Source organism: Allobosea sp. MMO-172, from assembly GCF_037147855.1.
Lineage (GTDB): Bacteria > Pseudomonadota > Alphaproteobacteria > Rhizobiales > Beijerinckiaceae > Allobosea.
Window position 1 is genome coordinate 1 of the sequence record NZ_JBBCUM010000047.1, and the last position, 1034, is coordinate 1034.

Sequence of the window (1034 nt, forward strand, 5' to 3'; positions counted from 1 at the left end):
CGGCTGTGCAACCCAAACCAGCTCCGCCGCGCCGCCTCCTGACCGCCACAGCTCATCAAGGGGTCAATATTGGACGCCGATCGGGGGGCAACATTGCGCGCCGTTTGACAAGGGAGGAGGCGGCGGTGATCGATTTTTGGAAGGAACTAGATCTTATTCTGCGACTGTTTGCTGGAATGGCCGCGGGGATCGTCGGCTGGGAGCGAACGAATAAGCAGCGCGCCGCTGGGATTCGAACTTTCGGGCTTGTTGGCCTAGGCACAGCCGCGGCGGCGACCATTTTCAGCGGGCCGGATGAGGGGGATGCCGCCAGCCGCGTTGTACAAGGGCTTCTGACGGGAATCGGCTTTCTGGGTGCAGGCGTAATCGTGCTGAGGCGGGGGGAAACAACACCACAGGGTTTGACGACAGCAGCCGCAATTTGGGTAACCGCGGCCTTAGGCTGTGCAGCGGGGCTCGGGGACTTCGCAATTGTCCTGACTGCGACTGTGCTGACTATCGTTCTGCTTATCGTCAATCACTCGATCGAGCGAATGGCTGGACGCGCCGGATCGTAAGCGCTTTCCACCGTAGTCGCTGAGTGTTGCTAGCTGCACTTGGCAGATGGGGCGGCGCCGCTAGAGCCCCATCCCAGTGGCTTTAATCTTTCCGGAGCTTCCCAAGGTTACCCGGCAAACCCGTGACAGCCATGTCGTCAGCCGTGAGGAAGCCATCATCCTGCTCTGGGCCGTGAGCGTTGTGGCCCTTGTGGGCTTCATCCCACTCTCGAATTTCGGAGATCAGGCGTTGGTACTCCCGGCCTTGCTCGGAATCCGGAAGCGCGTCGCTCAATGCCGCAGCCCTATGGACTGCTGCCTGATATTCCTCGTGGCTGCCAATGCGCATGATAGCCTCCTGATGATGAGCTGGATGCTCCGTCATTCCGGTCAGGGTTTGGGCCGCGGCGCTTGCAAGTCCGTCGGGCTTTTCGGGGCGTCTCTGGGATCCACCTGGCCTGACTGCAATTCGCGCTGCGTTTGCAGGTGGTTCAGATT

Annotated in this window: 2 protein-coding genes; one reads left to right on the top strand and one right to left on the bottom strand. The window is 60.6% G+C overall.

The window, feature by feature from the left end; translation table 11 throughout:
• The coding region (locus WFK61_RS26030; protein WP_336814943.1) for an MgtC/SapB family protein at positions 1 to 557 on the top strand (557 nt) is incomplete at its 5' end.
• Positions 558 to 639: 82 nt separating this feature from the next.
• Here the strand turns inward: WFK61_RS26030 and WFK61_RS26035 are convergent.
• Positions 640 to 1034: hypothetical protein (locus WFK61_RS26035; protein ID WP_336814944.1), on the bottom strand; the 395-nt coding region annotated here is incomplete at its 5' end.